This is a genomic window from Thermococcus thermotolerans, from assembly GCF_024707485.1.
Lineage (GTDB): Archaea > Methanobacteriota_B > Thermococci > Thermococcales > Thermococcaceae > Thermococcus > Thermococcus thermotolerans.
In genome coordinates, this window is record NZ_CP102602.1 from 576,251 (window position 1) to 602,550 (window position 26,300).

Here is a 26,300-nt window from a genome sequence, read left to right on the forward strand (position 1 = left end):
AGTGGGATATTACAACTCGGAAGGAACGTCCAAAAGAGAAAATAAAAGGGCTCAGTAGGGGAGGTTCCTCTTCTTCCTCCACTTGTGGGACCAGCTGTACTTCCTCATGCGCCTACTCCTGCCGAAGCCGCACGAGGCGCAGTAGCCCTTCTTGATGTTGTAGGCGCGCTTTCCACAGCGCCTGCACTTAATGTGAGTTGGAGTGTGGTTCCTCCTGCCCTTCGGTGCAGTCCCGCTTCCCATGCTATCACCCCACTAAGGTCTCACTTCACTCAATCTCGACAGGGGAAATGGCCAGAACGTTGTCTCCCCTGATGACGATTTTACCGTACTTCTTCACGACCTCGCCGTCCTGAATGAGGGCAGCATCGGCGAGGACAACGTTCAGGTGGATGTCGTAACCGATGAGCCTGCCCCTGAACTCGGAACCCCTCTTCAGGAGCACGAGCACGTCCTTATCGAGCGACCTGTGGATAACATCGAGTGGTCTTTCCGCCATTTTCACGCACCTCCAAATAATCAAAGCTCGTAACGATAACGAGGGAAACGGTTTATAACTCTTTCCCCGTGCTTTTTGCCGGGGTTCCAGGAACACACCTCCTGGGAAAACCATATAACTATGTATCACCAAGGGTGACTATGGTGGTTCCATGAAAAAAGGTGGTCTGCCTCTGATTCTCATACTCCTAACCGCCATAGTGAGCGGGTGCATCTCGGGTGGAACCCAGAACCAAACGGGCACGACTTCAAGCGTGGTTCCCACGACAGCCACTTCCCCTGTGCCTACATCGACATCAACCTATACCCCTCCCCAGGAGGAGTTCGGACTGCCGGAGGGCAACTACACAGCGATCTACACCGGCTTTGGCAGGACGTGTCCAACCGGGAGGGTTCCCGTCAGGTTTGCCTACTACCCGGGAAACGAGACGGTAAAGTCGGTAAGTCTGCGCGGGAGTTTCAACAACTGGGCCGAGTGGCCAATGAAAGAGGAGAACGGGACCTGGAGCACAACGGTCTGCCTCAGGCCCGGGAGGTACGAGTACAAGTACTTCATCAACGGCCAGTGGGTCAAGGACATGTCGAATGACGGCACCGGAAAACCCTACGACCCCGACGCCGATGGATATGCCGATGACGGCTACGGTGGGAAGAACGCGGTCAGGCTTGTTGAAGGAAAGGCGGGCTTTTACGTGGAGTTCGACCCTGGGGACCCGGCCTATCTGAGCGTTGCCGACAACCGGACGGTTGTGAGGTTCGAGGCAAAGAGGAAGGCCGTAAGCTCGGCCGTCCTTGTAACCGAGGGAGGAAACTACACCATGAAGCTCCAGGTATGGTGGGACTCGGGGGAGGTGTGGCGCGCCGAGGTGCCATTCGTTGGACCTATGAGCTACTACATCGTTATAAACTCTGCCGACGGGGGAAGGTTTCTCGTCCTTAACACAAGCGAGAGCCCGTTCTTCAGCTTCGACGGCGTTGATAAGTTCCCCCAGCTGGAATGGGTGAGCAACGGGATAGCCTACCAGATATTCCCTGACAGGTTCAACAACGGGAACGAAAGCAACGACGCCCTGGCGTTGGACCACGACGAGCTTCTCCTCAACCAGGTCAACCCGGGAAGGCCCCTACTCTCCAACTGGGGCGACCCGATAACTCCCCTCCACTGCTGCCACCAGTACTTCGGCGGGGACATAAGGGGAATAACCGAGAAGCTCGACTACCTCCGGAGCTTGGGCGTCACGATAATCTACCTCAATCCCATCTTTCTCTCAGGGAGCGCCCACGGCTATGACACCTACGACTACTACAGACTGGATCCGAAGTTCGGGACGGAGAAAGACCTCAGGGAGTTCCTTGATGAGGCCCACAAGCGCGGCATAAGGGTCATCTTCGACTTCGTGCCCAACCACTGCGGGATTGGCAACCCTGCATTCCTCGATGCCTGGAAGAACGGAAAGCAAAGTCCCTACTGGGACTGGTTCTTCATCGAGAAATGGCCATTCAAGCTGGGCGATGGAGGAGCATACGTCGGCTGGTGGGGAATTGGCAGTTTGCCAAAGCTCAACACAGGGAATCCGGAGGTCAGGGAGTATCTCATTGGTGCCGCCCTCTACTGGCTCGACTTCGGCTTTGATGGGCTGAGGGTGGACGTGCCGAACGAGGTTCTCGACCCGGCGACGTTCTTCTCCGAGCTGAGAGAGAGGGTAAAAGAGAAACATCCCGACGCCTACCTCATCGGCGAGATATGGACGCTCTCGCCGGAGTGGGTTAAGGGCGACCGCTTTGACTCGCTCATGAACTACGCCCTCGGAAGGGATATACTCCTGAACTACGCAAGGGGCTACCTAAGCGGCGAAGCCGCAATGAAGATGATGGGCAGGTACTACGCCTCCTACGGTGAGAACGTTGTTGCAATGGGCTTCAATCTCGTTGACTCCCACGACACATCGAGGGTTCTCACCGACCTCGGCGGCGGGAGCCTTGGAGATGAACCTACCAACGAATCTATCCAGCGGCTCAAACTGCTTTCAGCCATCCTCTACTCGCTTCCCGGGACTCCAGTAACCTTCCAGGGTGACGAGTGGGGTCTGCTGGGCGACAAGAACCACTACGACGAGCAGCGCTACCCGATACAGTGGGATCAGGTAAACGAGGACGTGCTGAACCACTACAGGGCGCTGGCAAAGCTCAGGAAGAGCGTTCCCGCGCTGAGGAGCAGCGCCATAAGGTTCTACACCGCGAAGAACGGCATGATGGCCTTCTTCAGGGGGCACAACGATGAAGTTCTCGTTGTGGCAAACAGCTGGAAGAAGCCTGCCGAGCTCCAGCTTCCGTCCGGGGAGTGGAGGATCCTCTGGCCCGAGGACCACATGGGGGTTACCGTGTCGGGAAGCATCGAGGTGCCCGGAGTCAGTGTCCTCATACTGGAGAGGGGTTGACCCCTGGCAGTCTTTTTTCATTGCCACTCTGACGATTCCCGCCCCAAAAGCTTTTTATGAAATGTCCTTACTCCAGTTTCAGGTGGTGAGTGATGGGAGAGAAGCCCGACAAGTACGAGGTTCTTCAGGATTTGATGAGGAGGAGAGGCTTTGCCTGGGGCAGTTTTGAAATCTACGGCGGCGCGAGGGGTTTTTACGATTACGGTCCTCTTGGGGCGACGATAAAAAGGAAAATCGAGCAGAAGATACGCGAGGCCTTTCAAAGGGAGGGCTTCTTCGAGCTTGAAACGCCGGACATCACGCCGGAGAAGGTCTTCATAGCGAGCGGTCACGTTGATAAGTTCGTTGACCCGCTGGTCGAGTGTAAGAAGTGCGGGGCAAGGTTTAGGGCCGACCACATAGTGGAAGAGGTTCTCGACATCGACACTGAGGGCATGAGCGCCGAGCACCTCACCCAGCTCATCCGCGAGCACGACATCCGCTGTCCGGAGTGCGGCGGCGAGCTTTCCGATGTCTGGTACTTCAACCTCATGTTCGAGACCAAAATCGGCCCCTACGGCGACCAGAAGGGCTACCTGAGGCCCGAAACGGCCCAGGGCATCTTCGTAAACTTCAGGCGCCTCAACGCTTTCGCGAGAAACAAGCTTCCCTTCGGCGTTTTCCAGATCGGCAAGGCCTACAGAAACGAGATTTCACCGAGACAGGGAATGCTCCGCCTGAGGGAGTTCACGCAGGCTGAGGCCGAGATATTCTTCAACCCCAAGGAAACCGAGCATCCGCACTTCGATGAGGTTAAGGACGAGGTTCTCCGGCTCTATCCGATAGAGAACCAGCTCAAGAACCTCGGAATGATTGAAATAACCGCCGAGGATGCCGTCAAGAAGGGCTACATCATGAACACCTTCTTTGCCTACTACATGGTCATGGTCAAGAGGACGCTCCTCGACATCGGCATCCCCGAGAAGGCTATACGCTTCCGCCAGCAGTTGCCCGAGGAAAGGGCACACTACTCAAGCGACACCTGGGACGTTGAGATACACAGCGAGCGCTTCGGATGGGTGGAGTGCGTCGGCATGGCCTACCGCGGCGACTACGACCTCAGCAAGCACATGAAGATGAGCGGGGCGGATTTAACCGTCCTCATACACTACGACGAGCCGAAGGTTGTGAAGCGCCTCAAAGTGAGCCTCAACATGAAGCGCGTTGGACCTAAGCTGAAGAAGGACGCCAAGAGGATAAACGAGCTCATCCAGAGCTGGGACGAGGAGAAGCTGAGGAACCTGGTTGAAGTTCTTGAGAAGGACGGCAGGATAACCATCGAGGGCTACGAGCTGGAGAAGGACGACTTCATAATCAAAGAGGTTGAGGAGAAGATCACCGGAGAAAAGATAGTGCCCCATGTTTTAGAGCCGAGTTTCGGAATAGACAGACCCTTCTACCTGCTCCTTGAGAACAGCCTCGTCATCGAGGAGGACAGGACTTACCTCAGGCTCAAGAAGGACATGGCGCCGATTGAGGTTGCCGTTCTCCCGCTCGTTGCGAAGGAACCTCTCAAGAGCATCGCCTACGATGTCTTCAGAAAGCTCCAGAAGGCGGGCTTCATAGCAGTCTACGACGAGAAGGACACCATCGGGAGGAGATATCTCCGCTACGACGAGATTGGAACGCCCTACTGCGTTACCATCGACAACCAGACACCGGAAGACAGCACTGTGACGATACGTGACCGCGACACGAGGGAGCAGGTGAGGGTGAAGATCGAGGAGCTACCCGAGAAGCTGAAGGATCTGATTTTCGGGGAGTGAGTTTAGCAGAATTCTTCTACCATTTTCTCCACGCTTTCTTTCAGTTCAGGTAACTGAAAGCGGATTATCCTCCAGACAATATTTAGGTCAACGCCGAAATAGTGGTGAATCACGACGTTTCTAAGTCCTATAATGCGCCTCCACGGAATGTCGCTATATTCCTCCTTAATTTCCTCTGGCACGTATCTGGCGGCTTCCCCTATTATTTCAAGGTTCCTGAGGACTGCATCAACGGTTTTCCTATCCCTTATGAAGTCCTCGAACTCATAAACCTCCGTGTACTCTTCGATTCTGTTGATTGCCTCAAGCATGTCGCCCAAAAACAGACAGGGGTCTCGCTTAGACATAGACGAGATCCCTCCTTATATGCTCCCAGAAGTTTCTCCTGCTCATGGCGGCGTTTTTCGTGACCAAATCCACCTTGATTCCAAGCAGGGATTCGAGGTAGTCCTTGAGGTCGACTATCTCCCATCCGATGGGCCGTTCGAACTCGACGAGTATATCCACGTCGCTAAGCTCGGTCTCCTCGCCCCTCGCATAGGAGCCGAATATAGCAATCGAGCTAACCCCGAACTTCTTGCGGAGCTCCTCTTTGTGTGCCCTGAGGACATTCTCAACTTCGGAAAGGGTAATTCCTGTCATCAATAAACACTGAAGTTGTGAAAATATAAAAAGGTTCAGTCCTACCCTCCCTGAGGCATCATGTCCGGGAAAATCCACCTCCTCTACCGCCGCCTTCCGAACAGGCTTCTTGAGCGTGATGATGAGGTAGTCGCTGATTTAGGCGATGTCATAGTCGCCAAATCCCGCTTCGAAGGTATGCTCGCTCCCCTGAGAGTGAACGGCGTCGAGGTCATAAAAAACGGCTACACCATGATCTACTTTGCCTTTGTCGGGGAAAACTACGACATCCTGAAGGTCTACGACGAGAAGGGAAACTTCAAAGGCCTCTACATCGACGTCTTGGCTTACACGAAGAGGGAAGGAAACACCCTTGAGATGCTCGACCTCTTCCTCGACATCTTCCTCTCTCCTAGCGGGCAGGCATTCCTCCTCGACGAGGAGGAGCTTGAGATGGCACTCAACTACGGCGTGATTGACAGGGAAACCTTCGACTTCGCCTACCGCGTTGCGAGGGAAATCCTCGGAAAGATTAAACGGAAGGAGTTCCCGCCCGATATCGTGTGGAAGTACAGCCTTCAGGGGACGCCGAGCGAGTCGAGGGTTATGTTCATGAAGGAAACGACGTGGGAAGCCAGGTAGCTCTTCGGCCCGACACTCACCCTCTCCGCTATTCCGTCGAGGAAGGCCTCGTCTTCCCTGCTCAGCCCTTTGTGGTCGCCGAGGACGAAAGCGACATTTTTTCCGAAGTCCACCTTTCCAATGGGTCCGCCCTCCTCGTGGAGGTAGTAGAGCTCAGAGCCCTTCAGTGTTCTTCTTATAACGTCCTCAAAAGTCAGATTGCTAACGTAGATTCCCGGCAGAACCTCAAGCTCCTTCGAGGGTTCTCTAAGCCTTTCACCTGCCTTTAAGGCCTTCACTATGAGCTTCGCTGTGCTCAGCTCGTCGGGGTTGAGCCTGACCCTCAGCCCTGGCCCTTCGAAGCGTATCGACTTCGACGGTTTAGGCGGGCCGTAAAGGAGGAGCCAGACCCTCACGTTCTTCCTTATGCCGTGTGAGAGCAGGAAAGCGCTGTTGAGAAACCGGCAGAGCAGATTTATCCTCCCGCTTGTGCCGGGTAAGTCCTTCAGACTGAAATCGTAGGCAGTGTGGGCCTCGTTTGCCTTGACTATGAAGATTCTCATGTGCCCTGGTAGGGGGTTAGAGTTTAAAAGTCTGCACCCCTAATCCCCCCGGTAGTGATATGAAGTTCCTGAAGGAGACGAGGGACGGAACTATCATCCTCATCCATGTGCAGCCGAAGGCAAAGAAGAGTTCCATCGAGGGTGTCGATGAGTGGCGCGGACGACTGAAGGTTAGGATAGCGGCGCCACCAGTGGAGGGGAAGGCGAACAAGGAGGTCGTCAGGTTTTTCTCGAAGCTCTTCGGGGCCGAGGTCGCGATAGTCAGGGGGGACACCAGCAGGGAGAAGGACCTGCTCGTGAAGGGGCTCAGCGCGGAAGAGGTTCTGAAAAAACTTGAGCTCTGATGTTCACGGTTGTCCTGGGCTCTTTCCTTTGTTTCACAGAGGAACATCCTTTTTCAGGCAAAGCTTAAATCTATGAACCTTTCTTCAACCATCGGTGGTGGTCGTGAAGAGGCTCACTCTGGCTGAGGCAAGTGCGATTCTTATTGGGACTCAAATCGGCGCGGGCGTTCTGGGTCTGCCCTATGCGTTCAGGGAGGCGGGCTTTGCAGGGATCGCTGTCATAATGGCTGTCGGGTTCCTCACTCTGTTAACTGCTCTCTTCGTCCTCGAACTGGCCGCCCACAGGGGCGGTACGATGACCTCTCTGGCGAGGGAGACCCTTGGAAACGCCGGCGGCTGGCTCATGCTGGCGAGCATCTCCGTCCTCAGCTACGGTGCGCTCATAGCCTATATAGCCGGGAGCGGGGACATAATCTCGTCTCTCACAGGCATCAGAGGGACAGCATCATCAATAATCTTCTGGCTCGTGATGAGCGGGATAGTTCTCATGGGGCTCAAGGCCTCGGGCAAGGCGGAACTGGTGCTCAACTTCCTCCTGCTGGGTGCGCTGACGATTGCGGTTGCCCTGATGCTCCCAAAGGTCGAGCCGGCAAACATGTCCCCAACAAACACCGGCGCGGTGGTTTCAGGGATAGGTGTGGCGATATTCGCCTACGTCAGCCACATGGTCGTCCCCGAAATGTACAAGGGGCTTGGAAGCGCGGAGAAGACGAAAAAAGCCGTCCTGATAGGCTACCTTGTGCCGATGGGCTTCTACGCCCTCTTTGTACTTGCCTTCGTCGGTGCCCTTGGAGTGGACACACCGCAACTGGCAACTTCGGCCCTGGAAAGCTACTACGGTTCCCTTGGGAAGATTCTCGGGCTCCTCCTTCCGCTGGCGGCGATAAGCACGAGCTACATAGGGATCGGCTTTGCCCAGATGGACAACCTCCGCGAGGCGTTTAATCTCGACAAGAGAACTGCATGGCTGCTTACGGTTATCCCGCCCCTGATGATATACTTCGCCGGGCTCAAGAGCTTCATCAGCGCCCTATGGCTCGCCGGAACCTTTGGAGGACTGCTCTACGCCGGAATCCTGCCGGTGGCGATGTACCTCAGGACGAGGGACGTCCACTCCCCGAAGTGTGTGAAGGTTCCGCACGGCGTTGCCTACCTAGTCGGGGCGGTGTTTTTCCTCGTGTTCGTCTATTCAGTGGCCTCTTTGGTCTGATTTCCTTTTTTGCGGAGAAGCATAAAACGTTGGCAAGAAATTGGGGGATAACAGGAAGACTATTTCAGAATCCCCAGACTCTCGTTCGTCTTCTTTATGCTCTCCCACTTGTCGGCGAGCTCGAACATCGCCCTTATCGCGTCGATGTTCTCAGGAACCACGTCACTCTCCTGGTGGACGGCCTGAATGTAGAACAGCCTGTTCCCCCTCACGCTGATGCTCTCCTTCCAGACGGCTATCTCGTAGAGGTTGTTCCACTCGCGGTGCAGGTCGCGGGCGAACTCTATGAGCTGCGCGGTGCTCTCGAAGCCCTTCTCCTTCTCGAAGAGGAGGACGCGGGTTGTGTTCTCAAAGATGTCAACGACGTCCTTGGCTTCGAGCGGCTTCTTCAGCTCGACCATTATGCTGTGGACGTGCATGAGCGTCGTCGGCACGACGAAGGCTGAAGTCTCAATGTTTATCGGGATGACCGTTTGAACATCCGGCCCGTGGTGTGAAGGGACCGTCACGCTCGGCTTTATCGCGTTGACCGGACCGCGTCTGGCGTCGTTCGGGTCGGTAGCGCGGCGAATCATGACTGCGTAAACGTAGTCGATGTACTCCTGAATGGCTGAGAGCGTTCTCGTTAATCCGGTCGTGTTGCAGGAGACGACGCGGACGTAGTCTTTTCCGAGAGCCTTCTCGTAGTTGGCCTGGGCCACGAAGGAGACCTCAGCGGTGCCAGCTTTCTCACCGCCTTGGAAGATTGCTTTTACACCAGCCTTCTCGTAGAGGGCCCTGTTCTTTGCCCCCATCCCTCCAGGGGTGGCGTCGACTATGACATCAACCTTTTCGAGCAGATCTCCGAGCGTCCCGGCAACCTCGAAGTTAGCTTTCTCGAACCTGGAGAGAAACTCCTCGCTCGCGGCATAGACCGGAATCCCCAGCTCCCTGGCGCGGTAGGCCTCGAAATCCGGCTTCGTCTTGGTGACGCCGATGAGCTCCATATCATCCTGCTTCGTGACCGCGTAGGCGACGCGCTTGCCTATCGTCCCATAACCGTTAATGCCGACCTTCACTTTCATGCTACCACCAGAGAATTTTATAGCGATAAAATACTTAAGTCTTGTTTTCACTCGTGGTGAAAAGTGCACTCGACTGGGTCCTGTTTTTACATTTGTCTGCAAAACCGCTCCGCTTTTTGACCGGGGGAGTTATAAATTTCCCCACCCAAAAAACCTTCGGTGGTTGGAATGTTTGCCGAGATGCTGACTATTGGCGATGAACTGCTCACCGGAAATACCGTTGACAGCAACTCCGCCTTTATTGCTCAGAAGCTCACCGAGAAGGGCTACTGGGTGAGGCGGAAGACAACTGTCGGAGATGATGTTGGGGAGATAAAGAAAGTTATCCGTGAGATTCTAAATAGGAAGCCCGAAGTCCTCATCATCAGCGGCGGTCTGGGGCCGACCCACGACGACGTTACGATGCTGGCCGTTGCCGAGGCACTTAACAGAGAACTCGTTCTCTGCGAAGAGTGTCTCGAACGAATCAGGGAGTTCTACCGCGAGCTCTACGAGAAAGGCCTGATAGACGACCCCGAGCTCAACGAGGGGAGGAAAAAGATGGCTTATCTTCCGGAGGGTGCAGAGCCCCTTAAGAACACCGAGGGGGCCGCCCCGGGTGCCTACATCGAACACGAAGGGGTCAGGATATTCATCCTCCCAGGAATGCCTCGCGAGATGAAGGCCATGCTTGAGAAGGAAGTCCTGCCGAGGCTTGGGGAGAGGAAGTTCATCCAGAGAAAGCTGCTGGCCGAGATAACCGATGAGAGCAAGCTCGCACCCCTTCTGATTGAGGCTCTGGAAAGGTTCGACGTCAGGATACACTCCTCTCCAAAGGGCTTCGGGAAGTACATTGGCATAATCATATTTGGAGAGAGTGAGGGGGAGATAGAGCGCGCGAAGGCCTTCCTTGAAGAGAAGGGGGTTAGGTTTGAGGAAGGCTGGTAACGAAAGGGTGATAAAGACCAATACATAACCAGAAATGGTGGAAACATGCCCGTGAAAATAGACGTTCCCAGAGAGATAGAACCCATTGTGAGGGAGATACTCAAGGCAGTGCGAGAGGAGCGAAGGAAGGGCGTCCTAAAGGAGTTAGAAGATGTTATCAGGACAATAAATAAAGAAGTTCCCGATGAAATTCCCGATACCATTGAGCTGTTAGAGGAGCTGAGGGAGAGATGATAGTGGCGGATGCCTCTTTTATAGTAGATGCCCTCATCGTTCCAAGGAGAAGAAAAAAAGACGAGCTGTATTTTAAGCAATTGAAACGACACCAGAGGGCTAAAGAGTTGCTCTCCATCTTCTTAGAGGAAGGATTTCAGATTTACATGCCTTTTTTGGGTCTCGTGGAGGTTTCTTCCCTACTCACAAGAAAACTCGGAAAGGACGCCAATGCTGATACTGTTTTGAGTTTTCTGGAGAAATACATCCTTATTGTTTCTGAAGAGGAACTGAAGAGAACCCTTCTGACATTGGCGAAAGAAACGGGTTCCAGAGCCGCGGATATTTATTATATCTCGGTTGCAAAATCAAAGGGCGCGGTTCTGGTTACCGCCGACAGGAAAATGGCAGATGTCTCAAAAGAACTTGGAGTTAAAGTGGTTTTACTGGAGTGATGACGAATGCTCCCGCAGGAAGTTCGCTCGATACTTGAGGAGATGCGCGCCGAGCGCATAAGGGGTGCCAGCTGGCTCGCAATGAGGGGTGCGGAGGCATACATGACACTCGCGGGCCTGCTTGAGGGAGATGAGCTCAAGAGGGCGCTTGAGGACATGAGGCAGGAAATTCCAGCCATCAACAGGACAATGGCGTCGCTCTACAACCTCTCACGCTTCATACCCATAACTGGCAACCCTGAAGTGGTGCGGACAAAGGCCGAGGAGTTCGTCCGCCTCGCAGGGGAGGCTAAGCGCGAGATAGGCAACATCGGCAGTGAGCTGATAGACGAGAACGAGGTAATAATCACCCACTCGTTTTCCTCGGCAGTTCTGGAGATATTCAAGGCGGCGGTAAGAAAGGGCAAGCGCTTCAGGGTCGTCCTCACGGAGAGCGCGCCTGACTATGAGGGAGTAGCCCTTGCGAGGGAGCTCGATTCCCTCGGGGTCCCGTTTGAAGTTATAACCGACGCACAGCTGGGTCTTTTCGCTAGGAAGGCCACTCTCGCGCTGGTCGGGGCGGACAACGTTACGCGCGACGGGGCCGTTGTTAACAAGGCAGGTACTTACCTCCTCGCTTTAGCGTGCCACGACAATGGCGTGCCCTTCTACGTTGCCGCGGAGAGCTTCAAGCTCCACCCCGAACTGAGCTCCGAGGATGTCGAGATTGTGGAGAGGCCCTATGCAAGACAGGGTTACCGGGTGAGAAACCTCCTCTTCGACGTTACCCCTTGGCGGTACATCAGGGGGATTATAACCGAGTTCGGGATTCTTGTGCCCCCTAAGGAAATCTGACCCCCGACACAAAACTGAGAAAGAGGAGAAAAGAAAGGCCTCACTCCTGGTGGGCAAGCCAGAGGAGGACCCCCTTGACGAAGGGCCAGTTGGTGTTGATGTAGTGGCCATAATAGGCATCGCTTATGGCCCTGCTTGAACCATAGGCGACTATCCTGCCCTGCCCTGCCTCCACTGCGGCGGCTATAACGGGCTTGGAGCCCTTCTCATAGATTATATTGCCGTCCCTGTCTTCGGAATATGCAGTCTCATAGCCCTTAACGAGCCAGGCCACGCTTCCACTCACAGTGAGGGTGTCACCGTTATAGTACATCTGGTGGTCGGCGGAGAGGAACCTCATGGCCGGATGGTCGAGGTTGTAGATTCCAACGAGCGGGAACCACTTTCTGCCGGTGTTCATGTCATCGTCCATGAGTTCGTCGTTGTTGAACTGAATTCCGTACTTGCCGACGACCTTGTTGAGGCTCTTGTAGTAGACGTGGCCGTAGTAGCTCTCGCCGAGTATGAACAGACCGCCTCCATTCTCCACGAACTCCTGTATCGCCTGCGCTTCCTCATCGGTTATATCCTGACTCGGATTGGTGATTATGAGCACGTCGTAATCCTTGAGCTTCTCGTAGGTTATCGGTTCCGTGTTTATATCAACTATCCAGCCCAGCTCGTTCTTTATGTTCTCTATGAGCGTTGCCATGCCGTTCTGGTCGGTCTTGGTCGGGTTGTAGTACTGACCGTGGGACGCATCGATAAGAACCTTGGTTATCTTGATAGTCACGTTGGTCGATGGAGTAACGTTGGTCTGGTTCGCGGGGGTCTCATTACCCGGTGCAGGTGCGGGCGCGTGACAGATGGGTTTTACCTGTTCATACGTGCTGTGAAGTATCGGAAGCACGAACTCAAGCTCTTTCATCACGTCCCTGCTCATCATTGCGGCCTTTCTTATGTGGACCATAACGGGGTAATAGTAGGCGTTCCTGTAGGGGTTCTGCTGGATGAGGAGTCCCTTGAGTGTGTTGTACAGGGAGTACTCCTTCTGTATCTCTTCCATGGTGCCGTTGATCCACTGGATTCTGGATTCGAGGTCTCCGAGGCTGACGCCGCAGGATGTGAGCTCACCGACCACCCAGGTGAGGTTTTCGTAGAGCGGAGTCACGTTGACCATTTCCTTGTTGTAAAGTCTCTCGTAGTAGGGTGTGAGGCCGTAGGAGAGCTGATACGGGTTGGAATGACGTTGACCGGAACTATCTTTTCACTCTCCTCGGCGATTATTGTTAATGTATAGCTTCCCGTGGATTGGGGAACCACATAGAACTCGACAACTTTGCTCTCACCGGGTAGCAGGGTGAACTCTGTAGAGTACACCTGAACTCCATCGAATGTGGCTGAAAAGCTTACGTTACTTGCGGTACTACCACTGTTGAACACAGTCGCACGAACCCTTGTGGGGACTTCCTCCATGAACGCATAGTACTCGACGTCCGTTACCTTGACTGCAGGGTTGTATAGCTGATACTCAACTGGAAGAACTTCATAAGAGTTTCTGTAAATATAGACAACGCCAACGAAGTATTTGAACTTTGCCCCAGGCTCCAGTGTGCTGGGAAGGCTTGAACTGGAGAATATATACGCTTCACCGCTTCCGTCGTCTATCCACAGCTTGGTGTACCAGCTGTCATACCTCCCGGTTATCTTCGCATCAACGAACTTGACGAGAACGCTCTGGTATTCGGGCCTGTCGTAGTCCGCGGTTGGTATCACCGCGGGCTGGGGCACTTCCGCAGTCCCGACGACGGAATAGTATTCCCCGTAGCTGGGGCTGACCGAGAGTTCCCTGAGACCGTTGTAGTACTTGGGATACCCGTAGACCTCAACGACATCCCCCGGCTGAACCGACGGGTACGACTTGTAACCCGTGTAAACGTATATGCCCGTATACGCCCCAGTGCCGTTCTGGATCATAAAGCCGTTGCTGTCCACATATGTTACGATTCCTCTCGTGAGAACGTCGCCTCCGTATGCATAACTGTCGAAGTTCTGGTTGAGCTCTACCAACGGAATATAAGTTGCTGCCGCTACTGGCTTTAGACTCCACACAGGCATCAAACTCAAAACCAAAATCAGGGCCATTATCAGCGCTGATTTCCTCATAGGCACCACCCAAAAAAGAAGGCCGCCAATGTATAAATAAGTTTCCCCAATGTTTTATTTCAGCCATTTATCACTGGTAGTGTATCATCTTGTCCAAAAAGAATAAAACCTCGGGCTTCGAAACGTTTCCGGTGATGGTATGCCGATAACGACCAAAACGGGTGATAGGGGTTTGACCGGCCTCTTCACCGGCGACCGCGTTGCGAAGTTCTCTCCCATCATGGACGCCAACGGCACAATAGACGAGCTGGACAGCTTTCTCGGTGAGGCCAAGCACTACGTCCCCGAAGAGATGGCAGAGATCCTCGAAAAAATCCAGGTTCAGCTCTACGACCTTATGGCGGAGCTGGCGAGCAAGGGAAAACACGCAAAAGTCAATGAAGAGGACGTTAGGTGGCTCGAAGGGCTTATCCATAGATACGAAAAGGAAGTTCAGCTTAAGGTCTTCGTCCTTCCGGGCTCTACCGTCGCCAGTGCCAAGCTGGACATCTGCAGAACAATAGCAAGAAGGGCCGAGAGAAAGGTCGCAAAGCTTGTCCTTGACTACGGCTTTGGGAATAACGCCCTCGTCTACCTCAACAGGCTCAGCGACCTTCTCTTCATAATGGCCAGAACGATAGAGAAGAGGGAAGGCAAGCTGAAGGAGGTCAGGTAACCTTCCCCTATTTTCTCCCGTTCATCGCCTGGCAAGTCCTGTCGGGGCTCATCCCACCACCTCATCGGGGCCTTTTTCAAAGCCAATGCCCAGCAGGAGTTCCTTAAAGCGAAGGTAGTACAGGGAAACCAGCATGCTCGGCACCACCGTGGCGACTATCAGCGGGACGGGCCCAATCCTATCCAGGAGGGGGCCGGCTATGGCCATCCCCAGGGGCGTCGTTGCCATTACCGCGGTCTCAAAGGCCGAAAACACCCTTGAGCGCAGCTCCCCCGGGACGGCCTTCTGGAGCTTCGTGAACAGGGGAACATTGACGAGGACATTGCACAGGCCGGCCATGGACAGCAGGACGAGGAGGAGTGGATAAGCGGCATCTCCCAGGGACGGGAGGACGGCTAAGAGGAGCATGAGTGTGAGCTGTCCGAACATCGCCTTGAAGAGAAGGTTCTCGGAGCGCTCCTTGAGCTTCCCGGCTATGAGGAGGTTCCCTGCCAGAGCCCCTACCGTCGCTGCGGTTCCAACGCTCCCGAACTGAACGGCCGAAAGCCCGAGGACGACCCTGGTCATGTACGGGATGAGCAAAGTGAAAACGGGATTCAGTAGGGTGTTGAGTATTATGGCGTAGACCATCAGGAGAACAACCGGCCTGGAGGCCTTTATAAACCGGAACCCCTCGGCCATGTCCTCCCAGACCTCACGGATGCTTGAGATGCTCCGCGTTTCCCAGGGATATTCAATCAGGACATCAAACAGTCCCGAACCAAAGAAGCTGGCCGCGTTTATGAGGAGGGCAAGTTTAATCCCACCAAACGCGTAGATTACTCCTCCCACTATTGGGCCGACTATCCTCAGAACCTGTCCGCCCATCTGGAGTACTGAGTTCGCCTGGGCCAGCCTCTCCTTTTCGACCAAGTCCGGGAACATCCCGGTTATGCCTGCAGAAAAGAACGTCCCCATCACGCTCATCAGCACCTGGACTATGAGCAGGCTCCCCAAGTCAAGCATACCGAGGGCTATAACCCCAAAGAGGAGGATTCCCCTCGCGAGGTCAAACCCCACCATCAGGTGTTTTCTGTTGTAGCGGTCCCCTATAACCCCGGCTATTGGATTCAGCAGGAGCCTCGGTATCAGCTCGGCCATTATGAAGACGCTCATCATCGCTCCGCTGCCGGTCTGATCGAGCACGTACAGCGGAACGGCGACATCCTGGATAACCCAGCCGGCCTGAGATATCCACCGACCCACGGTATAGAGCCAGAAGTTCCGGCCCAGTCCTGTGTCGAGCATTACCCCTAACCCCCAACTTCCACATCCGGATCTGTTATTTGGTTGCAGAATTAAAGAATCAAAGAATTAAACAAAACATCAAATGAGCTCAACCCTTACCCCGCCGTTCACGGTGCTCGCCTTTACCCTGTACGTTCCGGCACCGACTACAGGGTCATCGGGGTCAATACCAACGAGCCTCACTTCCCCGTTGACCCTGCTGGCGACTATCCTCGCATCACAGAAGTCGGAGAGCCGAATCATCACGTCCCCGTTGACGGCACTGACCTCGATGTCGTCCTCAAGCTCCTCGATGGTCAGGGATATTTTTCCGTTCACCGTTGAGGCCCTGAGAGGGCCAGCTGTTACCAGGTGGGCATTTATTCCACCGTTTACGGACTTCAGAAACTCCGCCTCGCATTCTTCAAGCTCAACCGTTCCGTTGACCGTTGTGGCTTCGGTCAGCCGAACACCGCGGGCGGTTATCTCTCCGTTCACGTTCCTGGCCTTCACAACCACGCCCTTGGGAACCCTGACCCCTATCTCGGCCCATCCAGAATTCCTAACTAGGTTGAAGAACTTCTTTTTCTGTTCTTCCCTTATGATGAGCCTGCTCCCCCTCTGCTCAACGCTCACGTTAACTTCCCCGTGGAGGACGTAGTTCACTTCCACGTAATTGTTTTCCCACCCTTCAATCTTCACCTGGGCACCAACGGTGTTCAGTTCAACTTCCCGGACGTTTTCAAATATCATCTTCACCACCTTCCCAGATGGACAACTCCAGTATTCCCCCAATCTCCGCCCTGAGCGTTACCGTGTTCCTCCCATCGCCGAGGACGGGGTCTTTCGGGTCGATACCCTCCAGCTTAACGACCCCCCGTTGTCCTCAATTTTTATCGAGGCGTCGGAGTCAATCGGGATAGTCAGCTTTAGTATCCCCATGTTGCTGACCGCCTCGATGTCTCCATCGAGTTCCTTAACCTTCAGGGTGACCCTCCCGGCTATGGCCATTACGGACGCCTTTTCCTTCACCACAACTGATCCGCTGAGTGTGGAGACGGCAGAGATTAGGTCTCCAATGATGCATCCTTTTAGCGAGGTTTTGCACTCGCCGACCGAAAGGCTCTCAAAGTGCACGCCCTCTGCCGTAACCTGCCCCCTCTTGATTCCCACAGAAACCGGAACCCCGAAAGGGACGCGGAGTTCAAGGGGTTCCAGGCTCCTGTCCCGCTTTATGGTCTTTTCAAGTTTCCATAGGGCCTTATAGTCCACCGAAAGCCTGCCGTCTTTGACCCGGACTTTGATGCCCTTCTCCGAGCGGGGGTTAAGCTCCACGCAGTCCCTGTTCCAGGCGGATATTTTGAGGTCAACGTCGACGAGCTTCATCCAGATCTCCTCGATGCCTTCAAACCTCACAGCCATCCCTCTGGGAGGGAATCAAAAAGGGGCCTCTCGTGCCCCGATGCTTTTTTGAGCCCTTCATCTCCGTTTTTACCAGCGGAATCCTTCTGCGGGAGCCTCTGGAAGGTGGTGGATCCCATTTAGCTCACCCAATATAGCCCATTAGCTCGTCAAGAAGCTCCTTCACCCTCTTATTGAGGAGCGCCCTGTCTATCCCGAGCCCCTCTATCAGCTCGGCGCTCTGCTCCTCGACTATCTCCTTCGCTTTCTTCCTGACGAGCCTGTACGCATCGGGGTCTTCCACAGTGTAAGTCCTTCCGCCGGCCCTTATCCTGACCCTGCCCTCTCTGGCGGAAATGATGACGTCCTCGATGCGTATCTTGGCCCTTCCCCTGCCAACGCTGACCGAGACGTCGCCCGAGCGGAGCGAGACGGTCTCACCAAGGCTCAGCACTTCGTTTCCGCTCCTGTATGTCACCCTCTCACCGTCAACTTCGATGGAATACTCGTCCGTCTGGATCCTCAGCCTGTCCCCAACCCTGGTCAGCTGGAAGCCGTTGCGGAGCTCTCTGATGGTGAGCATGTCCCCGGGAGGCATCTCCGGGTTGCCCTCCCTGAAGCGCATGGGCCCTATCCTGACCTCCTCACCGCCCGGCGTCTCTATGACCTCGATGAAGGGCAGCTTGACGTACTCAAAGCCCTCACCCTCGTAGACTTTGAGGAAGCCGAGGTCGACAACACTGGCCCTCTTTTTATCCCTGTACAGCCGGTCTGGGTTTACGAGTCCACTGACCCTCCTGACGAAATCAGGATCGGCGGGAACTTTCCTTCCGGCTATGTCCTCCTCGGTCCATACAATCACAGGGCTCAGAAGTTTCTTTGTTATCTTTCCAAGGGGCGTGCCTGCCCTCACCGTGACCTCGCCGTCTATGACCCAGCCGACTTTTCTTCGTCCAAACTTCACGGGATAGGCCTTGCCATTCCCCTCCAGCTTCACCCCATCGAAATCCGCTCCGTTGAACTCGTAGGCCTTGCCCTCCACTTTGACGTCGAGTCTCCTCTCGTCAAACTTCGCCAGCAGAAGCCCCGCTATAACCAGGACCACCGCGTATGCGAAGGCCGTTCCCGCGTAGTCGTGGAGGTTTTTGCTCATTCCCAGCCACTGGCCGAAGAACAGGAAAATGCTCGTCCAGAAGAAGCCCTTGGCCAGGGCAAAGACTACCCCGCTTACCGTCACTCCGAACCACTTGCCGACCGAGAGCACCTCAAAGGCAAACAGGAGCGCCACTATGGCGTACACCAGCTGGTCGTTGTATGCATCAAGCCTCAGTGGTCCCTTGAACAGCCATGCAATGAGCAGTATTGCCGTGAGGGCTTTGAGGTACTCCGCCAGCTTAAACCTCGGGCCTTCGTGAGTAGCTTGGTACTTCCATCCAAAACTCATTCTTCCACCTCCTCAAGGGCGGTTATTATCTCAAGCAAGCGCAAAAACAAACGTCCGTCAGGCGATATCTCGTACTTGTCCGCCCGCCTCACCATCCGGGTTCTCACGAGGAGTTTCAGGTGGTGGGAAACGGTGGGGCTTTCCACCCCGAGCGCTTCCTTTATCTCCTTGAAGCCCATGGGCCTCTCGGAGAGCATCTTGAGTATCCTTATCCTGTCGGGATTGGCGAGGGCCTTGAGGGTCTTCGCGGCCTTCTCTTCATCAATCTCCGGCAGGGCTCCCCCCTCAAGTTTTCGCCGGAGGCGCATCTTTATGGAGAGCATGACCTCATCCACCGGGTCAATGCTCTCCTCCAGCACCTCCAGCCTTTTCTTCAGCTCTTCGAGCTGAACTCTGAGATCCTCCATGCTACCACCAGGTACATATTTTTGTAGTACAATTTTCTGTACTTAACTAGTGCACTAGGTATATAAAAGTTTACCTAAAACACACTTTCAAAATCGTGTATTCTCTGTTTAAGTATCAATGATGAAATCCATATTAGATTATGTCTTGGGTTTTGATCTCGTATAAGAGAGCCTTGATTAATTTATCCTTTTCCATGTTGCTTTTTATACCAATATCCAATTTTTTAGCTACTTTCAGGAGATCATCCTTAGTGAAATAATTTAAGATAGTTTTGACCTTATTATACCCCTGATCATATTTTTGCAATATGTAAATTACTTTAGCAATCTCTTTTTCAGATAAACTGTGATAAACTAATTTCCAGAATTTTGAACGTACGATTGTATAGTTTTTTGTGAGTATGTTACTTTTGAGTTCACCTTTTGAAGTAATATTTTTTCCATGTAGTCTTTTAAATCCGAGGAATAAATTATAAAAACAGGCACACTTGGAAATAAATAAGCGTCCCCTATCATATAGCCATTAATTTCAGAGAGTTTCTTGTCTATGCTATCTTTATTAGTTGTTCTCCCATATCCGACATCCTTGCTTGGAGAGAAATACACTCGTTCAGTTAGTGTCCGGACTTCCCATTTTCCCTGTAATTCTCCCGATTCTACAATGAGGTCATAACCTTTATTTGGATGCGCTAACTTAGCGTTTAATATCCTAGCTAGACGTATCTCCAACAAGAAAGATAATCTCCTTCCGTCAGAGAAATATCCATAAACATCGTTTTCACTTCTAAATTCAAGGCAATCTTTGAGCTTTTTGGTATCAAATATTAGAATGTCGAGAAATTTGACTTTAAGATCTCCTCTCTTCATGGAGATCCCCTCACAATCTGGGGCAATTTGTTATTATACCATGATAGTCGGTGTTAAATTCTACTTTTGTTTTCAATTTTAGTGAATACAGGTCATGGATACCAAATTCTTTTATTTTCCAGCATTTGCACTCGTACGGCATACTTTTCGGCAAATCACAATCTCGAAGTTGGTAAATCTTAACTAGAACCATTATATGTGGGGCATCTCCATGTATTTTGTAGCTAGTTAATCTGGGTAAAACCTGGATGTGAAAGTGAATCCCCTCGCCAGAGTCTCTGTTCGAGTTAACGGAAATAACCTTGCCAGGACTAACATAAAAATCTCTGGGAGAATGCATATTTCTTCTAGCAGTAGCCTTTACTTCAACGTAACCCACCGGAGTATCGGTGGAAACATCCACAATTTCAATATCTGGGTATCCTGACCCCGACAACCAGTTAGCACGCAATCCCTCGGAGAGTACATTGAACTCATTAACAATCGTTTCCTCCAGACAGGGGGTATTCGAGCAAGTATTATTACTGACATCATTAGGACGTTTAGCATAGAATATCATGTTTTGGAGGTTGTTCAAGCTTTGCTTGAGATACCGTACCATATTACGATGAACAGGGTTGTTCTGAGTATCTATCGGAATAATTTTATGGCCTGTTATACTATAGATTACATCCCGTAGATACATATGGATATCACCCGTTGTAATGATGACTACCACTGACTTTTAAGATATTCTGAAGATTTTTAGAAAAATTTAAATATCTTGAAAATCCTGGATATTCGGGTGATAGCATGGGAGAGATTTTGGGAGTTTCAGTTCTCTCAAGTAAGGGGACTGTAACGATTCCTAAAAAAGTTAGAGACCTTCTAAGATTATCCAGGGGAGATTTAATTATCTTCAAGTTAACAGATAATGGTGATATTGTAATAAAAAGGGGTGATGAGATTGAGTAAAAAATACAACAAAATATATCACATGGACTGTCTTAAAGGAATGCGCGAATTGCTGGATGACGGAGAAGTCGATGTTGTCGTGACATCACCTCCGTATAACCTAGGGATTAAGTACAACAAATATGAAGACAATCTCCCACGAGAGAAATACTTAAAATGGATGGAAGATGTTGGAAAGGAGATAAAAAGGGTCCTAAAGGATGAGGGCTCATTCTTTTTGAACATAGGATATACAAACAAGGATCCGTGGATTGCGTGGGAAGTGGCATTTAGACTAAAAAAGCATTTTGTCTTACAAAATGTTATTCATTGGGTAAAGTCTATTGCCATCCAAAAAGAAGATGTTGGAAACTATCCTAATATTCTTGGCGATATTGCAGTTGGTCATTACAAACCGGTCAACAGCAAGAGATACTTGAGTATTATGCACGAATATATATTCCATTTTACAAAGAAAGGTAATGTTGAATTAGATAAACTTGCGATTGGTGTTCCATATCAAGATAAAAGCAACATTAAAAGATGGAAGAGTGCTAAAGCCGATTTAAGAGACCGAGGAAATGTCTGGTTTATTCCGTATGAAACAATTAAATCCCGAGAAAAACAAAGACCTCACCCTGCTACATTTCCCACAAAACTTCCCGAAATGTGTATAAAACTTCATGGGCTTAGTCGAACAAAGTTAGTCCTTGATCCCTTTATGGGGTTAGGTAGTACTGCTGTTGCGGCAGTAAGGCTGGGAGTGAACTATATTGGCTTTGAAATCGATGACTATTATATCAAAGTTGCTGAAGAGAGAGTAGCAAAAGAGAAGCAACTGCTTCAAAATAAATCCCAAGTTAAATATCAAAAAACGGAAAAATCTTCAAAAACAAAAACAATTACGGAGTTCATATAACTCAACCAAGCTTTGACTCTATCGTCCTTATCTCCTCATCCAGTATGTCGCGTATCCTCTTGAGAAGCTCCAGGTAGGTCTTGACGGTCTCCCTGTCCATCGGCATCTTAAGCTCCATCTCCTCGAGCTTCTTCTTCAGAGCCTCATGGTAGTTCACGGAGGTGTACAGAACCCTCAAGGCGAGGTCGTTGGAGGTTTTCAGGTAGTCCCAGCCCTTCTCGGTGAGGCTGTACTTTACCCGCCTGACCCTCCCGCGATACTCCTCCCTCGGCTCCAAAAGCCCGTCTTCGACCATCTTGTTGAGGAGAGTGTACAGATTGCTGTGACTGGGCTTCCAGAGCCCGATGGCGAACTTCTCAAGCTCCTTGAGAATCTCATAGCCATGAGCTTCTCCCTTCAGGCCGACGATGACAAGTATGATGTTCTTCAGCGGAACCGTGAAGAGCCCCTTGATTATCCTCCGCTCCACGTCTTCCCCCATCTCGACCACCCATGGTCGAAGGTTGAACCACAACCCTTATAAACGCTTCTCTCAACGACATGTCGAATTTCGACATGTTTGAATTCATCATGTTGATAAGCGACAATGGTGGTGGGGATGGCGTGGAACGACTGGATCGTTAAGCATGCAAAGGCCATTGTGGCCCTCTGGATAATAGCAGTTATAGCCGCGATGCCCCTGGCTGCAAAGCTAGCCGACGTGACCAACTACAGCATGGATCAGTTCCTCCCGAAGGACGTGGAGTCCGTCAAGGTTCAGGACACCCTGGCAAAGGAGTTCCCCGAGTTCTCGACCAGCGACAACCAGACCTACATGATAGTGAGTGGAGTGGACGTGAACGACCCCGCGACGAGAGAAGCCTACGAGCGCTTCAAGGCCGAAGCAAATTCCTACGGCTCGGATTTCACTTCCTACTACGATGCCGTTGATATGCTTCACAACAGATCCTATGAGATAGCGCTCAACCTCACCAAAACGGCTGCCAACTTGACCGGGCTCTTGTATATATCCGCCATAAACGCCAGCAACGCCTACGGGGCCCTTCTCTCCCAGGTTGAGAACCTCAGCGAGCAGGTCAAGACCCTCAATGGAACCGTCCCCCAGCTGGCCAGAGCCTACCTGGCGCTTGAGGCCAACCTGACGGTTCTCTACAACCAGAGTCTCGCCCTCAGGAGTGCCATCAACGAGACCGATAAGGCCTACGTGGCTCTCCACGAGAACCTCACCGGGGCCAGCGAACAGCTGAAAGCGCTGAACTCCACGATAGCCGGGCTAAACGTCGGCCTCTACAACCTGAGCGATAACTACGCGGGAACTTACCTCGGAACGATAGGAGCCTACGACGCCCTCGTCCAGGCGGGGGCCTACGGGAGGGGCCTTGATCAGGCAACGGCGCAGGCCATAGCTGAAAAGCTCGGCGTTCCAGTTGAGTTCGTTTACGCGGTTTACAACTCCACCTACCCGGCCTACTCCACCTACGGGGCCGGCGCGATAACCGACGGTTTCCTGGCCAACGTTACCAAGGCGATGGTTCTTGGCCATGTTGGCGACCCGATGGATAAGCAGCTCGCAGAGGCTTACTCCATTGCCTTTTATCAGGGCGTCGTGGCATTCGACGGCAAAGCTGGAAGCGACTATGCTCTAATCAACCTTGGCAAGAACGCGGCCAAGCCCGTCGAAGAAATAGCGGGTGAGGCCCTCAATAATCTCCCCGGTATCATCGGAAAGGCCGGCGGAAGCTACGAAGTTCCAGGCTTCGGAGAGGTTCCGGCGGAGACTTTGGCCTACATCGTGAACGTCTCGATAAGTCTTGGAAGAAACCCAGCACCGCCAGCCATTGAGAACGCGACTATCGAGGTTGCCAAGGCCATTATGGCCGGAAGCCCTCTTCTGGAGATGCCAAACCCAGACGAGGTACTCAGGACGCTCCTCGTCTACGGACCGACCATGGAGCTTGAAGAGAGCCTGCTCGTTGGTGCCCTGAAGGACAAGCTTCCTGTGGAGCAGAGAGCTTTAGCAGAACCAATGGCCAGGATCGTTGTGAGCTTCGACGCCAACGCCACCGGCGTTCTGGCCGAGAACCCTGCCCTGCTGAAGAAGGGCACAGTCTCCCTGCTCGCGGAGGTACTGAAGGAGAGTGGCGTTGGGCTCCCGGAGAGCGTTATTGGCAAGGTCTACGACTCCAGCGGGAACGTCAGGCCAGTAGCGAGGGAGCTTTTAATCCCGGAGACAGCGGAAAGAGTCGGAGACGAGGAAACCGCCAGAGTTATCGTCGACGCCGTTCTCAAGAACCCGAGGGAGCTGGCGGGGGGTGTTGGCGTTAAGGAGACGGTCAGGGAGATAATTACGGCGCTGGCAGGAGATGTCCCGGTGGACATAGGAAAGGCCGTGGACGGGGTTTACGCCGGCAAGAGTCCGGAGGAGATAGCCTACACCCTGTTCGAACAGGGCGTTGATGAGAAGCTCGCCAGCGTCAGCGCACCCGAGGAAGTGAAGGAGACGCTGAGGGAGATAATGCTGACCGTTGCCAGGGACTACCCGATGAGCGACTCCCGGATTGAGGCCCTGGTCAGGGAGGAGGCCGTTAAGCTCGTCGAGAAACTCATCAGGGAGATTGACCTCGGAGTTCCGCTCCACATCAACGCGACCAGGCTTGTGGAGATCGCTTTCAAATTCAGGGACGATCCAGGAGCAATTACCAGGGAGGACGTCAAGCCCATTGAAGAGCAGGTCTACCCGTCCATTTACAGCCTCGCAGAGAGTTACATCGGCATGCTCAAGAGTCCGGACAACAGGACGATGCTGATACTCTTCGTCCCCAAGGGTCTCGAGGGAGTCAGCGACCTGGAGAAGCAGAGCAAAGCGCAGTACGAGAGCTCTCTGGAGGCAAAGGGGATTGCGCTGAGGGAGTTTGGGAAGGTCTCACCGGAGGTTAAGGCCTACGTCACCGGAACCCCCATCCAGACCTACGAGGCCATCAAGTACGGCAAGGAGGACAACGACAAGACCACCAAGTTCAGCATAGCGGGGGCACTGCTCGTGCTCCTGGTACTCATGGGTGCGGCTCTGCTGGCGACGCTCCTCCCCTTCACCGGCGTGGCAACGGCAACGCTCACCGCTCTGGGAATCCTGTACCTGCTCGCGAAGGGAGACTACCTCGACGTCGGGAGCTGGGCCCAGATGCTGACCGTCACGACGGCGCTCGGACTGGGGATAGACTACTCCACCTACTACCTGCACAGGTTTAGAGAGTACCTCGCTGAAGGCTACGACCACAGCAAGGCCGCGAGCGAGGCGTTAAAGAGGGCGAAAGATGCCGTCCTCGCGAGCGCCTCAACGGACATCATAGCCTTCGCGAGCTTTATCCTGGCCTGGGAGTTCCCGATATTCAAGACCATGGGCATCATAGCGCCCCTCGCCGTCGTTATAGTCCTCCTCGCCAGCCTGACCTTTATTCCAGCGATAACGGTCCTCATAGGCGACAAGCCGGCCTTCTGGTGGCCGAGGCACATCGAGCACCACCTCAGCAACGTAAACCTCCACGAGAGGAGCAGGATCGCGGAGTGGGCCGTTAAGCACGCCAAGATAGTGGTGGTCATTGCTTTGCTCCTGGCCGTTCCCGCGGCCTACAACTTCGCCAACTTCAACGGAACCCACGACATAAAGCTCTTCATTCCCAAGGACAGCGAGACATACAACTTCCTCCAGCTCAGCGAGAGCACGGTTGGTGCGGGCGTTACTTCACCGACTTACGTCGTCATAGACCTGGGCCACCCGCTGAGCGATGGCGACCTCAAGACCATCGAGGCGCTCGCGGGAAGGATTTCAAAGGTGGAGGGCGTCGAGTACGTCTACACCGTGACCCAGCCCTACGGGAGGCCCGTGAACGTCAGTGTGAAGGAGCTGAAGTCCATTGGCGGCGACCGCTATCTGTCCAGGGACGGCACCAAAGTGCTGATTCAGGTAACCGGGAAGTACGAGGCCACCGATGACCGCTCTAAGGACATGGTGAGGGAGATAAGGGGGATAGTGAAGGGCGAGGAAGAGTCGGGGGTAATAAAGTCCGGGATGGTCGGGGGCAATACCGCTTTAGCCCTCGACCTCAGTGACCTTATCAACGACGTCTTCTGGCACAGGATCTTCCCGGTGGCACTGCTGCTGATGTTCCTCTCGTTGATACCGACCCTCAAGGGACTGCCAGCGGTTATAACCACCATAGGCACCATAGCAGTCGGCGTGCTCCTCAGCATAACGGTCTCCAGCTGGCTCTTCGAGAGGGTCTTTGGCCAGCAGGTCATGTGGTTCCTGCCCATGATGGTCTTCGTGGTGCTCATGGGCGTTGGCATAGACTACAATAGCTTCTATCTCGTCAAAGCAAGGGACGAGTTCGAGCGCAGGAGCGCGAGGGACGCGCTGGTGGTCGCTGCCGGAACGATGGACACCCTCGTCGTCGGCCTCGCGGCGGTGCTGGCGGTGACCTACGGCTCGCTGATGACTGGGGCGACCTGGGGCATCAGGGAGATAGGCTTCGCCCTGGCCGTTGGAGTCCTGCTAACTGCCACAGCGGCAGTTTACCTCATCGGCCCGGCCACGATGGCGCTCTTCGGAGAAAAGGCCTGGTGGCCACTGCACAAAGGAAGGAAAGAGTAGTCCCGCTCTGTTTTTATTT

29 protein-coding genes are annotated in these 26,300 nt (G+C 53.3%); 13 read left to right on the forward strand and 16 right to left on the reverse strand.

Annotation, left to right across the window (positions count from 1 at the left end):
• Window positions 1-51: 51 nt before the first annotated feature.
• Window positions 52-243 (reverse strand): 50S ribosomal protein L37e, encoded by a 192-nt coding sequence (locus NUS69_RS03360; RefSeq protein WP_055428825.1) that lies wholly within the window; start codon window positions 241-243, stop codon window positions 52-54.
• Window positions 244-268: 25 nt separating this feature from the next.
• Complete coding sequence (locus NUS69_RS03365) at window positions 269-499, reverse strand: LSm family protein (protein ID WP_055428824.1); 231 nt, start codon at window positions 497-499, stop codon at window positions 269-271.
• 151 nt (window positions 500-650) lie between these two features.
• On the opposite strand from NUS69_RS03365, the gene NUS69_RS03370 reads away from it, so the two are divergent.
• Window positions 651-2,936: an alpha-amylase family glycosyl hydrolase gene (locus NUS69_RS03370; protein ID WP_258084429.1), complete on the forward strand. Its 2,286-nt coding sequence runs from the start codon at window positions 651-653 to the stop codon at window positions 2,934-2,936.
• A 92-nt stretch (window positions 2,937-3,028) separates the two neighbouring features.
• Window positions 3,029-4,741: a glycine--tRNA ligase gene (gene glyS / locus NUS69_RS03375; RefSeq protein ID WP_258084430.1), complete on the forward strand. Its 1,713-nt coding sequence runs from the start codon at window positions 3,029-3,031 to the stop codon at window positions 4,739-4,741.
• A 2-nt stretch (window positions 4,742-4,743) separates the two neighbouring features.
• Here the strand turns inward: glyS and NUS69_RS03380 are convergent, their stop codons facing one another.
• Complete coding sequence (locus tag NUS69_RS03380) at window positions 4,744-5,088, reverse strand: HepT-like ribonuclease domain-containing protein (protein ID WP_258084431.1); 345 nt, start codon at window positions 5,086-5,088, stop codon at window positions 4,744-4,746.
• On the reverse strand, window positions 5,081-5,383 hold the full coding sequence (locus NUS69_RS03385) for a nucleotidyltransferase family protein (protein ID WP_258084432.1): 303 nt from the start codon (window positions 5,381-5,383) through the stop codon (window positions 5,081-5,083). Before NUS69_RS03385 ends, NUS69_RS03380 begins: the two co-directional genes overlap by 8 nt.
• A gap of 60 nt (window positions 5,384-5,443) precedes the next feature.
• Here NUS69_RS03385 and NUS69_RS03390 point away from each other — a divergent pair, with 60 nt between their 5' ends.
• On the forward strand, window positions 5,444-6,004 hold the full coding sequence (locus tag NUS69_RS03390) for a DUF402 domain-containing protein (protein ID WP_258084433.1): 561 nt from the start codon (window positions 5,444-5,446) through the stop codon (window positions 6,002-6,004).
• On the opposite strand, the gene trmY is transcribed toward NUS69_RS03390, so the two are convergent.
• Window positions 5,941-6,546: a tRNA (pseudouridine(54)-N(1))-methyltransferase TrmY gene (gene trmY / locus NUS69_RS03395; RefSeq protein WP_258084434.1), complete on the reverse strand. Its 606-nt coding sequence runs from the start codon at window positions 6,544-6,546 to the stop codon at window positions 5,941-5,943. The two genes, NUS69_RS03390 and trmY, sit on opposite strands and share 64 nt — an antisense overlap.
• 59 nt (window positions 6,547-6,605) lie before the next feature.
• Between trmY and NUS69_RS03400 the strand changes: the two genes are divergently transcribed.
• Together NUS69_RS03400 and NUS69_RS03405 are read left to right on the forward strand one after the other, a co-directional pair.
• Entirely contained in the window at window positions 6,606-6,890 is a 285-nt protein-coding gene (locus NUS69_RS03400; protein ID WP_258084435.1) for a DUF167 domain-containing protein, read from the forward strand.
• A gap of 94 nt (window positions 6,891-6,984) precedes the next feature.
• A complete protein-coding gene (locus NUS69_RS03405) occupies window positions 6,985-8,100 on the forward strand; it encodes an aromatic amino acid transport family protein (RefSeq protein ID WP_258084436.1) in 1,116 nt (371 codons plus the stop codon).
• Window positions 8,101-8,159: 59 nt separating this feature from the next.
• On the opposite strand, the gene NUS69_RS03410 is transcribed toward NUS69_RS03405, so the two are convergent.
• Window positions 8,160-9,164 carry a phosphorylating glyceraldehyde-3-phosphate dehydrogenase gene (locus tag NUS69_RS03410; RefSeq protein WP_258084437.1) on the reverse strand — a complete coding sequence of 335 codons (1,005 nt, stop codon included), beginning with the start codon at window positions 9,162-9,164 and terminating at the stop codon, window positions 8,160-8,162.
• Between the two features lie 168 nt (window positions 9,165-9,332).
• Between NUS69_RS03410 and NUS69_RS03415 the strand changes: the two genes are divergently transcribed.
• Genes NUS69_RS03415 through NUS69_RS03430 form a run of 4 tightly spaced genes read left to right on the forward strand, consistent with a single transcriptional unit; the run spans window position 9,333 to window position 11,593 of the window.
• Complete coding sequence (locus NUS69_RS03415) at window positions 9,333-10,091, forward strand: molybdopterin-binding protein (RefSeq protein WP_258084438.1); 759 nt, start codon at window positions 9,333-9,335, stop codon at window positions 10,089-10,091.
• Between the two features lie 45 nt (window positions 10,092-10,136).
• Window positions 10,137-10,325: a hypothetical protein gene (locus tag NUS69_RS03420; RefSeq protein WP_258084439.1), complete on the forward strand. Its 189-nt coding sequence runs from the start codon at window positions 10,137-10,139 to the stop codon at window positions 10,323-10,325.
• A complete protein-coding gene (locus tag NUS69_RS03425) occupies window positions 10,322-10,759 on the forward strand; it encodes a type II toxin-antitoxin system VapC family toxin (protein ID WP_258084440.1) in 438 nt (145 codons plus the stop codon). The genes NUS69_RS03420 and NUS69_RS03425 overlap by 4 nt, the downstream gene beginning before the upstream one ends.
• 6 nt (window positions 10,760-10,765) lie before the next feature.
• Complete coding sequence (locus NUS69_RS03430; protein WP_258084441.1) at window positions 10,766-11,593, forward strand: translation initiation factor eIF-2B alpha/beta/delta subunit family protein; 828 nt, start codon at window positions 10,766-10,768, stop codon at window positions 11,591-11,593.
• Between the two features lie 40 nt (window positions 11,594-11,633).
• On the opposite strand, the gene NUS69_RS03435 is transcribed toward NUS69_RS03430, so the two are convergent.
• Together NUS69_RS03435 and NUS69_RS03440 are read right to left on the reverse strand one after the other, a co-directional pair.
• Window positions 11,634-12,752, reverse strand: coding sequence for a GldG family protein (locus NUS69_RS03435; RefSeq protein ID WP_258084442.1), 1,119 nt, complete (start codon window positions 12,750-12,752; stop codon window positions 11,634-11,636).
• Window positions 12,740-13,738: a CARDB domain-containing protein gene (locus tag NUS69_RS03440; RefSeq protein WP_258084443.1), complete on the reverse strand. Its 999-nt coding sequence runs from the start codon at window positions 13,736-13,738 to the stop codon at window positions 12,740-12,742. The genes NUS69_RS03435 and NUS69_RS03440 overlap by 13 nt, the downstream gene beginning before the upstream one ends.
• Before the next feature lie 139 nt (window positions 13,739-13,877).
• On the opposite strand from NUS69_RS03440, the gene NUS69_RS03445 reads away from it, so the two are divergent.
• On the forward strand, window positions 13,878-14,393 hold the full coding sequence (locus NUS69_RS03445; protein WP_258084444.1) for a cob(I)yrinic acid a,c-diamide adenosyltransferase: 516 nt from the start codon (window positions 13,878-13,880) through the stop codon (window positions 14,391-14,393).
• A gap of 48 nt (window positions 14,394-14,441) precedes the next feature.
• Here NUS69_RS03445 and NUS69_RS03450 read toward each other — a convergent pair whose 3' ends face one another.
• The 7 genes from NUS69_RS03450 to NUS69_RS03480 form a co-directional block, all read right to left on the reverse strand.
• Window positions 14,442-15,680 (reverse strand): MFS transporter, encoded by a 1,239-nt coding sequence (locus NUS69_RS03450; protein ID WP_258084445.1) that lies wholly within the window; start codon window positions 15,678-15,680, stop codon window positions 14,442-14,444.
• A gap of 78 nt (window positions 15,681-15,758) precedes the next feature.
• On the reverse strand, window positions 15,759-16,412 hold the full coding sequence (locus NUS69_RS03455; protein WP_258084912.1) for a DUF4097 domain-containing protein: 654 nt from the start codon (window positions 16,410-16,412) through the stop codon (window positions 15,759-15,761).
• 57 nt (window positions 16,413-16,469) lie between these two features.
• Window positions 16,470-17,075 (reverse strand): hypothetical protein, encoded by a 606-nt coding sequence (locus NUS69_RS03460; protein WP_258084446.1) that lies wholly within the window; start codon window positions 17,073-17,075, stop codon window positions 16,470-16,472.
• Complete coding sequence (locus tag NUS69_RS03465; RefSeq protein WP_258084447.1) at window positions 17,072-17,200, reverse strand: hypothetical protein; 129 nt, start codon at window positions 17,198-17,200, stop codon at window positions 17,072-17,074. Before NUS69_RS03465 ends, NUS69_RS03460 begins: the two co-directional genes overlap by 4 nt.
• Before the next feature lie 5 nt (window positions 17,201-17,205).
• Window positions 17,206-18,504: a hypothetical protein gene (locus NUS69_RS03470; RefSeq protein WP_258084448.1), complete on the reverse strand. Its 1,299-nt coding sequence runs from the start codon at window positions 18,502-18,504 to the stop codon at window positions 17,206-17,208.
• Complete coding sequence (locus NUS69_RS03475; protein ID WP_258084449.1) at window positions 18,501-18,911, reverse strand: ArsR/SmtB family transcription factor; 411 nt, start codon at window positions 18,909-18,911, stop codon at window positions 18,501-18,503. Before NUS69_RS03475 ends, NUS69_RS03470 begins: the two co-directional genes overlap by 4 nt.
• A 354-nt stretch (window positions 18,912-19,265) precedes the next feature.
• Window positions 19,266-19,778 carry a hypothetical protein gene (locus NUS69_RS03480; protein WP_258084450.1) on the reverse strand — a complete coding sequence of 171 codons (513 nt, stop codon included), beginning with the start codon at window positions 19,776-19,778 and terminating at the stop codon, window positions 19,266-19,268.
• A gap of 792 nt (window positions 19,779-20,570) precedes the next feature.
• On the opposite strand from NUS69_RS03480, the gene NUS69_RS03485 reads away from it, so the two are divergent.
• Together NUS69_RS03485 and NUS69_RS03490 are read left to right on the forward strand one after the other, a co-directional pair.
• Window positions 20,571-20,732 carry an AbrB/MazE/SpoVT family DNA-binding domain-containing protein gene (locus NUS69_RS03485; RefSeq protein WP_258084451.1) on the forward strand — a complete coding sequence of 54 codons (162 nt, stop codon included), beginning with the start codon at window positions 20,571-20,573 and terminating at the stop codon, window positions 20,730-20,732.
• Window positions 20,719-21,630, forward strand: coding sequence for a DNA-methyltransferase (locus NUS69_RS03490; protein WP_258084452.1), 912 nt, complete (start codon window positions 20,719-20,721; stop codon window positions 21,628-21,630). The genes NUS69_RS03485 and NUS69_RS03490 overlap by 14 nt, the downstream gene beginning before the upstream one ends.
• A gap of 1 nt (window position 21,631) precedes the next feature.
• Here NUS69_RS03490 and NUS69_RS03495 read toward each other — a convergent pair whose 3' ends face one another.
• Window positions 21,632-22,111 carry a PadR family transcriptional regulator gene (locus NUS69_RS03495; RefSeq protein WP_258084453.1) on the reverse strand — a complete coding sequence of 160 codons (480 nt, stop codon included), beginning with the start codon at window positions 22,109-22,111 and terminating at the stop codon, window positions 21,632-21,634.
• Between the two features lie 117 nt (window positions 22,112-22,228).
• Here NUS69_RS03495 and NUS69_RS03500 point away from each other — a divergent pair, with 117 nt between their 5' ends.
• Window positions 22,229-26,281, forward strand: coding sequence for an MMPL family transporter (locus NUS69_RS03500; RefSeq protein WP_258084913.1), 4,053 nt, complete (start codon window positions 22,229-22,231; stop codon window positions 26,279-26,281).
• Window positions 26,282-26,300 lie beyond the last annotated feature (19 nt).

Bases quoted from the DNA above. Each gene is read 5' to 3' on its own strand.
- NUS69_RS03465 (WP_258084447.1), bottom strand. From the start codon at position 17,200: ATGGGATCCACCACCTTCCAGAGGCTCCCGCAGAAGGATTCCGCTGGT.
- NUS69_RS03430 (WP_258084441.1), top strand. From the start codon at position 10,766: ATGCTCCCGCAGGAAGTTCGCTCGATACTTGAGGAGATGCGCGCCGAG.
- NUS69_RS03445 (WP_258084444.1), top strand. From the start codon at position 13,878: ATGCCGATAACGACCAAAACGGGTGATAGGGGTTTGACCGGCCTCTTC.
- NUS69_RS03425 (WP_258084440.1), top strand. From the start codon at position 10,322: ATGATAGTGGCGGATGCCTCTTTTATAGTAGATGCCCTCATCGTTCCA.
- NUS69_RS03480 (WP_258084450.1), bottom strand. From the start codon at position 19,778: ATGAAGAGAGGAGATCTTAAAGTCAAATTTCTCGACATTCTAATATTT.
- NUS69_RS03470 (WP_258084448.1), bottom strand. From the start codon at position 18,504: ATGAGTTTTGGATGGAAGTACCAAGCTACTCACGAAGGCCCGAGGTTT.
- NUS69_RS03500 (WP_258084913.1), top strand. From the start codon at position 22,229: ATGGCGTGGAACGACTGGATCGTTAAGCATGCAAAGGCCATTGTGGCC.
- NUS69_RS03410 (WP_258084437.1), bottom strand. From the start codon at position 9,164: ATGAAAGTGAAGGTCGGCATTAACGGTTATGGGACGATAGGCAAGCGC.
- trmY (WP_258084434.1), bottom strand. From the start codon at position 6,546: ATGAGAATCTTCATAGTCAAGGCAAACGAGGCCCACACTGCCTACGAT.
- NUS69_RS03385 (WP_258084432.1), bottom strand. From the start codon at position 5,383: ATGACAGGAATTACCCTTTCCGAAGTTGAGAATGTCCTCAGGGCACAC.
- glyS (WP_258084430.1), top strand. From the start codon at position 3,029: ATGGGAGAGAAGCCCGACAAGTACGAGGTTCTTCAGGATTTGATGAGG.
- NUS69_RS03370 (WP_258084429.1), top strand. From the start codon at position 651: ATGAAAAAAGGTGGTCTGCCTCTGATTCTCATACTCCTAACCGCCATA.
- NUS69_RS03450 (WP_258084445.1), bottom strand. From the start codon at position 15,680: ATGCTCGACACAGGACTGGGCCGGAACTTCTGGCTCTATACCGTGGGT.
- NUS69_RS03475 (WP_258084449.1), bottom strand. From the start codon at position 18,911: ATGGAGGATCTCAGAGTTCAGCTCGAAGAGCTGAAGAAAAGGCTGGAG.
- NUS69_RS03400 (WP_258084435.1), top strand. From the start codon at position 6,606: ATGAAGTTCCTGAAGGAGACGAGGGACGGAACTATCATCCTCATCCAT.
- NUS69_RS03415 (WP_258084438.1), top strand. From the start codon at position 9,333: ATGTTTGCCGAGATGCTGACTATTGGCGATGAACTGCTCACCGGAAAT.
- NUS69_RS03440 (WP_258084443.1), bottom strand. From the start codon at position 13,738: ATGAGGAAATCAGCGCTGATAATGGCCCTGATTTTGGTTTTGAGTTTG.
- NUS69_RS03435 (WP_258084442.1), bottom strand. From the start codon at position 12,752: ATGGTCAACGTGACTCCGCTCTACGAAAACCTCACCTGGGTGGTCGGT.
- NUS69_RS03495 (WP_258084453.1), bottom strand. From the start codon at position 22,111: ATGGGGGAAGACGTGGAGCGGAGGATAATCAAGGGGCTCTTCACGGTT.
- NUS69_RS03380 (WP_258084431.1), bottom strand. From the start codon at position 5,088: ATGTCTAAGCGAGACCCCTGTCTGTTTTTGGGCGACATGCTTGAGGCA.
- NUS69_RS03455 (WP_258084912.1), bottom strand. From the start codon at position 16,412: ATGATATTTGAAAACGTCCGGGAAGTTGAACTGAACACCGTTGGTGCC.
- NUS69_RS03365 (WP_055428824.1), bottom strand. From the start codon at position 499: ATGGCGGAAAGACCACTCGATGTTATCCACAGGTCGCTCGATAAGGAC.
- NUS69_RS03490 (WP_258084452.1), top strand. From the start codon at position 20,719: ATGAGATTGAGTAAAAAATACAACAAAATATATCACATGGACTGTCTT.
- NUS69_RS03420 (WP_258084439.1), top strand. From the start codon at position 10,137: ATGCCCGTGAAAATAGACGTTCCCAGAGAGATAGAACCCATTGTGAGG.
- NUS69_RS03485 (WP_258084451.1), top strand. From the start codon at position 20,571: ATGGGAGAGATTTTGGGAGTTTCAGTTCTCTCAAGTAAGGGGACTGTA.
- NUS69_RS03360 (WP_055428825.1), bottom strand. From the start codon at position 243: ATGGGAAGCGGGACTGCACCGAAGGGCAGGAGGAACCACACTCCAACT.
- NUS69_RS03390 (WP_258084433.1), top strand. From the start codon at position 5,444: ATGTCCGGGAAAATCCACCTCCTCTACCGCCGCCTTCCGAACAGGCTT.